The organism is Actinomadura geliboluensis, from assembly GCF_005889745.1.
GTDB lineage: Bacteria > Actinomycetota > Actinomycetes > Streptosporangiales > Streptosporangiaceae > Spirillospora > Spirillospora geliboluensis.
Window position 1 is genome coordinate 24,019 of record NZ_VCKZ01000051.1, and the last position, 6,000, is coordinate 30,018.

General features: G+C 67.4%; 8 protein-coding genes. 6 read left to right on the forward strand and 2 right to left on the reverse strand.

All coding sequences use genetic code 11. The features are described from left to right. The first annotated feature begins 307 nt into the window (after positions 1-307). Positions 308-1,471 carry a PIN-like domain-containing protein gene (locus tag ETD96_RS10260; RefSeq protein ID WP_138636082.1) on the forward strand — a complete coding sequence of 388 codons (1,164 nt, stop codon included), beginning with the start codon at positions 308-310 and terminating at the stop codon, positions 1,469-1,471. 270 nt (positions 1,472-1,741) lie between these two features. Here the strand turns inward: ETD96_RS10260 and ETD96_RS10265 are convergent, their stop codons facing one another. Beyond that, the gene (locus tag ETD96_RS10265) at positions 1,742-2,683 is read right to left on the reverse strand and encodes a hypothetical protein (RefSeq protein WP_205719195.1); all 942 of its coding nucleotides are present in this window, start codon (positions 2,681-2,683) and stop codon (positions 1,742-1,744) included. Between the two features lie 364 nt (positions 2,684-3,047). Then, positions 3,048-3,464: a nuclear transport factor 2 family protein gene (locus ETD96_RS10270; protein WP_138636083.1), complete on the reverse strand. Its 417-nt coding sequence runs from the start codon at positions 3,462-3,464 to the stop codon at positions 3,048-3,050. Between the two features lie 358 nt (positions 3,465-3,822). On the opposite strand from ETD96_RS10270, the gene ETD96_RS10275 reads away from it, so the two are divergent. The 5 genes from ETD96_RS10275 (at position 3,823) to ETD96_RS10290 (ending at position 5,801) form a co-directional block, all read left to right on the forward strand. Continuing rightward, on the forward strand, positions 3,823-4,470 hold the full coding sequence (locus tag ETD96_RS10275) for a helix-turn-helix domain-containing protein (RefSeq protein ID WP_240807459.1): 648 nt from the start codon (positions 3,823-3,825) through the stop codon (positions 4,468-4,470). A gap of 146 nt (positions 4,471-4,616) precedes the next feature. After that, on the forward strand, positions 4,617-4,730 hold the full coding sequence (locus tag ETD96_RS48060; RefSeq protein WP_420884744.1) for a hypothetical protein: 114 nt from the start codon (positions 4,617-4,619) through the stop codon (positions 4,728-4,730). Continuing rightward, positions 4,682-4,876, forward strand: a complete 195-nt coding sequence (locus ETD96_RS10280; RefSeq protein ID WP_138636084.1) for a hypothetical protein — start codon at positions 4,682-4,684, stop codon at positions 4,874-4,876. The genes ETD96_RS48060 and ETD96_RS10280 overlap by 49 nt, the downstream gene beginning before the upstream one ends. A gap of 94 nt (positions 4,877-4,970) precedes the next feature. Continuing rightward, a complete protein-coding gene (locus ETD96_RS10285; RefSeq protein WP_138636085.1) occupies positions 4,971-5,342 on the forward strand; it encodes a hypothetical protein in 372 nt (123 codons plus the stop codon). 6 nt (positions 5,343-5,348) lie between these two features. Beyond that, positions 5,349-5,801 (forward strand): hypothetical protein, encoded by a 453-nt coding sequence (locus tag ETD96_RS10290; RefSeq protein ID WP_138636086.1) that lies wholly within the window; start codon positions 5,349-5,351, stop codon positions 5,799-5,801. The last annotated feature ends 199 nt before the right edge of the window (positions 5,802-6,000 follow it).

A 6,000-nucleotide genomic window follows, 5' to 3' on the forward strand; every position in this document is an offset into this window, starting at 1 on the left:
ACGATGGTGACCAGATCAGTGACGATCACAAGCAACCGGTTCCCCCTCTCCAGGCCGAAACTGGCCGGTCAGGCACCACGACACGTCACACCGGTGAGCGCTGTACTACAGTGCGAAGCCGTAAGGGGGCGCGCCCGGTCCCCGTCGCGGGGGGCGCGCACTGGGGAGGGGAGCGCGGTGCCTGCACCCGCCGTGGGCACCGCGAACCCCAGCAGCTCGCCCCGTGCAGCGGCCGCCGGTGCCTGGCACGGCTGAGGTGTCGCTAAATGCGAGGCGCGAGGGTAGTACAGCGCTCTACGCTCGCGATGTGAGTGACGAGACTCCGCGCGACGACGCATCTGAGGCTGAGACGTCCTCTCTTCGCGGCAGGTTCCCCTGGCACTTCGGGTCGCCGACCGACGCCCAACTCGAACGGTTCCTGACCAAGGGAATGGTGGTGTTCGACACCAACGGCCTATTCGACGCCTACCGCCTGAACCCGCAGGGCCGCTCGGAGTTCCTCCGCACCCTTGGCTTGCTCGGCGACCGGCTCTGGGTACCGCACCGCGTCGCCGACGAGTTCGGACGAAGGCGGCTCGACGTCATCCGCGAGTGCGCCAGCGCCGTCGCCGACCTCACCAAGTCACTCGCCGCGCACTTCCGCAAGATCAAGGCTGAGATCGAGCACTTCGGTGGCCGGCGCGGGCTGAAGAAGGAAGACGTCGACGAGCTCGTCAAGCTCCTCAACGAGAACGAGAAGCAGGTGGCCGACAGGATCGGGGAGGCGTACCGCTTCGACCTCAAGGTGGCGGACTGCGCGGCCGAAGATCCGATCCTTGCGGAGATCGAAGTGCTGCTGGATGGTCGGGTCGGGCCGCCACCGAAGGACATGCGGCAAGTCAGGGAGGACGCCGCATATCGATACGAGCGGCGCATCCCTCCCGGCTACGGCGACACAAAGAAGCCGCCCGAGGAGGCCATCGGCGACTATGTCCTGTGGGTCCAGATCCTCCAGGAGGCAGCCCGGCGACAGGTGCCTGTCCTGTTCGTCACAAACGAGAGCAAGACCTCCGAGGACTGGGTGATCAAGCCGCCGGGTGCCCGCTCGCCGTTGCCTCGCCCGGAACTGTGCGCCGAGATGTGGGAGCACGCGCAGCAGCCGTTCCACCTGGTCAGCGTGCGCCGATTCCTCACTCTTGCGAACAGGTACCTGGGCGCGGACGTCAGCGACGAGACTATCGCCCAGGCCAATGAGATCGTCGAAACTCCGGAGCTCGCGCTCTCCGCGGTGCAACGCATTCTCAAGGACATGTACGAGGCGCAGAACTACCGGAGCGGCAGCGTGGTCAGAGTCACCCGTCTCGGCTCGGTCTCAAAGGAACTCTTCGACGTTGTACCGGCCCTGGAAGGGGCAGGCCCCAAGATATGGATCGTCGGCGACGCGGAGGATGAACGCCCAGAGCCCTCCGCTGATGAGGAAGGCGATCAGTAGGTTCGTGCGTTGACGGGCAGGAGTCGTTCGGTCTTCACAGTCGGAGTACTTCGAGTTCCGCCGCCCTCGCGGATGATCTTCGTACAGGTGGCGATCCCGAGCGGGCCTCTCGCGCCGCCGAGGAATCCCGCCACGACACGACTCCGATCGACGGCGGGCTGAGGGGCGCCGTGCCTCCTGGCGTCGGCATAGCCCTTGGCGCTTGGGCGCAGGCCGTGCCCGCAAGATGGGCTCGGTTTCGGCCGGGGCGGGCATCATTGGAGGGCGCCATCACGGTCGCCGAGAACGAGGCGGCAGACTTGCCGCCGGTGGTGGCCGATTGGATCGCGCAGCGACTCTCCGCCCGGCCGTTACCAGGATGACGATCGCCACGACGCCGAACACGGAGTTGCTCATCAGGTCGACTCTGAGGGAGCCACCGGCCTCCGGGCGTGTCGGAAAAGCGGTCCACACGTACGTCAGCGTGGCACCGGCGGCGAGCGCGAACGTGTGCCGCCCGTCCCAGCCGCCCTGCCGCGACCAACGGGACACCAGCAGCACACCACAGGCGACCACAACGCACCACACCACCACGCCGATCCACTCGTACCATTCAGCCGTGACCAAGGTCGACGGCCCCATGTACGCGCTGGTCAGGGCCAGCGCCGCCGCGCCGATCAGCCACGGGGACGGCGCCTGCCCATCAGCCCTGGGCAGCCGTCGAAGCGGCATCAGGAAGGCGAGCACGATGAGCCCGACGATGATGACGGCCATCCCGATGAGCTGGGCCGGTGAGGCCAGGAAGTGCTCCTCGCTGTAGTTGCCGAAGAACACCAGCACCGCGCCCAGCACGTAGAGCACGGCCGTGACCACCAGCCCGGTGCGGCCCAGCCACGGGCCGCGCTCCTTTGCGAACGCCTCCACGATCGCGATCGGGACGCAGATGCTCCACACCGTGTGCAGCGCGAGGATCGCTTGGGTGAGCTCGACGCTCATCCCCAGCGCCGGGATGTAGGAGTCGCCAGCAAGATAGTTGTGGCCGGCGTAGTCGTCGTTCCAGAGCAGTTGGTCGACCGGCCCCTCCTCGATCAGCGCGTACGCCGCCGCGAGGAGCGCTATCGTCGGCCAGCCGCCACCGCGTTGGCCCAGTTCGCGCGCCAGCAGGGCGCCACACCCGTACAGGGGCGCCAGGATCACCCCCAAGGCCAGATCGGGACCAGTGAGATTGCCCAACAAAAATTCCCCGACGAACGGGGCTAGCAGGAACAGCCCTACTGCCGGTCCAGCTGGTGGTCGCATGCCCGGAATGTAACGACGCCGAAACCGCCCGCGCGTCGTCCGATGGTCGGTCGCCCGGCGGACCAAGGTCGTCGGCGCCAACTGCGGAAGTCGCGCCGGCCTCCCTCCCAAGGCCTGGATGGTGCCGCTCCAACCGTCGCGGTCGCCGGTAAGCCCTCCTGGCGCGGAGGACGCTGCGGCACATCGTCGCCCCATGACGCACCTGCGCACGCTGAGCGGGCCGCCAAGGTGGGTTCGCCGGCACCCGGTGTCTGCTTGTTCGCCGGGGCGGCCCAGTTCGGGGCCGGATAGGGGATGACTACCGTGGAACTTCGCCAAAGATCATGCGGTGCCCGCGAGCTGTGTCCACGTACTCGCGGGCTCGATGGATCAGCCCGTCCCGGAGTTCGAATACGAAGCAGTAGTCGTTGTCGTAGTGGTTGCCGTTGGCGAGCGTCGCCGTCATGGTCGCCTCCACGATCCCCCATTCACCGTCGGCGTGCGACCGGTGAAAAGCGAGGTTGACATCACGCACAAACAAGCGCGGGAAGTCCTCGGCGAAGAAGCGCACGATCGCCTTCCTGCCCACCATGTGGTTGGTCGCCTCGAGCGCGACGGCGGTGGCGTTCCCCGGGGGCGAAAGCCATTCGGCGTCCTCGGTGAGGACCGTAGAGATCCGGTCAGGGTCGCAACTGGCGAGCGCCTGGAAGGCGCTCTGGATGATGCTGTGGCTCATGAACCCACTGTCACTGTCAGCGGGGGCCGGTGTATTGGACAAATGTTCCCGTCGACCTGCTCATAGAATGAGACGATGCGATCCGCAGTGCGCGAGGCTGGGACTGTGGCCGGGTGAGAGGTCTTGAGGCTGCCCAGGCCTGGCCGGGTCGCCGGCGTCAGCATGGCAGGGTTCCGCGACCGCTGTCCGGGTCCGGTCGAGGTACGGGTGGTTCCGCCCCCCCGCCGTCACGCTGGTTCTGGAGTTCGGTGACGGCCCGCTCGTCGTGGATCACGCTACCGGCCGGCAGCAGCGGGGAAACCTTGTCGCCGGGTTCATGCACGGCGCTGTTCGCGTGCGAGGCGAGAACATCGAGTGCGTGCAGGTGCGCTTGTCCCCGGTGGTGGCACGCGCCGTGCTGGGCGCGTCCCCCGCGGAGTTGGCCCACGTCGTGGTCCCCCTCGAGGACCTGTGGGGGCGGGACGCAGCACGGATCCGGCAGCGACTGGGCGATGCCACGTCGTGGCTGGAGCGTTTCGAGCTGGCCGAAGCGCTGCTCGCCCGCCGGGGCGAAACGGGACCGCCGGTGGACCCCCAGGTGGCCTGGGCTTGGGACCGGATCGTCGTCAGCCACGGCCGGGTCCGGGTGGAGGAGTTGACGGCCGAGGTCGGGTGGAGCCGCAAGCGCATGTGGTCTCGGTTCCGGTCGCAGATAGGCCTTCCTCCCAAAGGTGCCGCTAAGCTGGTCCGTTTCGACCATGCCGTCCACCGCCTTGCCGCGGGCGAAAGCACGGCGCGGGTCGCGGCCGACAGCGGCTACGTCGACCAATCTCACCTGCATCGAGACGTTCTAGAGTTCACCGGAACCACTCCGGCGACCGTGGCCGGCGAGCAATGGTTGGCGGTGGACGACATCGCGTGGGCAGGGCACGGCGTCGGCGAAGCCGCGAGCACCGCCCAGGCAAGGCCGACGAATCACAAACACGGCACGCACGGCCAATCGTCGCACGGGTCAGGCCCGGTCTGAGGTAATACGTCCCGGATCCTCGCAGTCGTCCTACGGAGACATTCAGTACGGCCACCCCCTGCACCGCTCCGACCCCATCACCCACGACCAGAACCGCGCCACGATCTGCACCCACCGCGTGCCAGCAGAAAGCGTCATCGCTCGGGCTGTCATGCGACGAGTACCCGTACGCCTCCAGCGAAGGGGGCGGAACCCAGAACCCGCGGTTCTCGTGCGTGTTCCTCCCCTTGCCGAGAACACCGCGCACGGCAATGCTCTGAACAACAGGCTGTTCCGCGAGAACCGGATCCTGCCGGCACTCAACGAGGGCGGTACCTACATCCAGGGCGACCCGTACTGGGTGTGGGTCACCAACGCCCCGGCCGATAGCCAGATCCCGACGACGAAACAGTGCTCCCAGTACTGATCTGAGTGCACCGCATGGCCGCGGTCAGGGTGTCGTCTACGCGCGGTACCCGGGCCGCTGCTTCCTGCTGCCCAGCAAGAGGAGTGTGAACTGCATGTCCTCCGCTCACGGCGACACGCTCGCCGTCATCCTCTCTCCGGCGCAGGCCAACACGATCTCCCTGGCCCTGGACTCGGGCAGCACCACCGAACCGCAGTGGGGTGACCCGCGCGGGATTGCTGAGGACTGCCTGGCCATCAAGAGTGTCCTCGGCTGGCATGACGCCGCCGACCAAGAGGTACAGGTGGAACTCACTACCCGGCAGTGGGACGTGGTCGTCGCCGAGCTCGATAAGGATGCCCTGACCAGGCTGCAGACGCAGGAAGTGGACGAGGCAACCGAACGCATGCAAGCCCGTGACACTGTGCTCACCCAAGTCGGTCACGACTTGCCTGCATATTCTGGGCAGCAGCCCCCCACCGTGTAGCAGCACTTGGAGCCCGGTGAAGCCGGTTACTACACACTGTTCCAGCCGCCCCCCCCCGGAGGCTGGCGCACCGGCTTGGCCTACGGGCGTCCCGACGCCACCACCGGGCTACCGATCCGCGCCGCCGTGCCTGGCCGGGGCCTGTCCATCGCCGCCGGCACCCCCGCCGTGGACGTGACGATGCAAATCCTGGCCGCCGCCCCAGAGATGGACCTCACAGCGTGGGCATACGTCGCAGAGGTCAGCCAGCAGTGGATCAGCCACCCCTACGCAGAACTGATCCTCGCCGTCCCCGACCAGGAAGGAACCGTGCTACCAGAGCTGTCCACCCAGGTATGGCCGAACGTGGTGTACCGGGTACGGCTGAGCGTGCGCAGCTCCGGCAACGCCGAAGAAGAACACAGGGTGCAGCTGTGGCCGGGGCACACGGCCCCATCGGTCGAACTCAAACGCCCTTGATCGCCGCCGATAGATTAACAAGTACCTGGCTGACCGACCGACCCCGCCTGCGCCCGCGCGGAGCGATTCTTCGGCACCCCACCACGTCGCGCATCTGCGGGGCGAGCACGTACACCGGACCAGGATCAGACAGCTCACCGGCCAATGAACGTACGGGCGGGCCGGACCGCCCCGCCGCCACGAGCCCCCAGCACAGCCC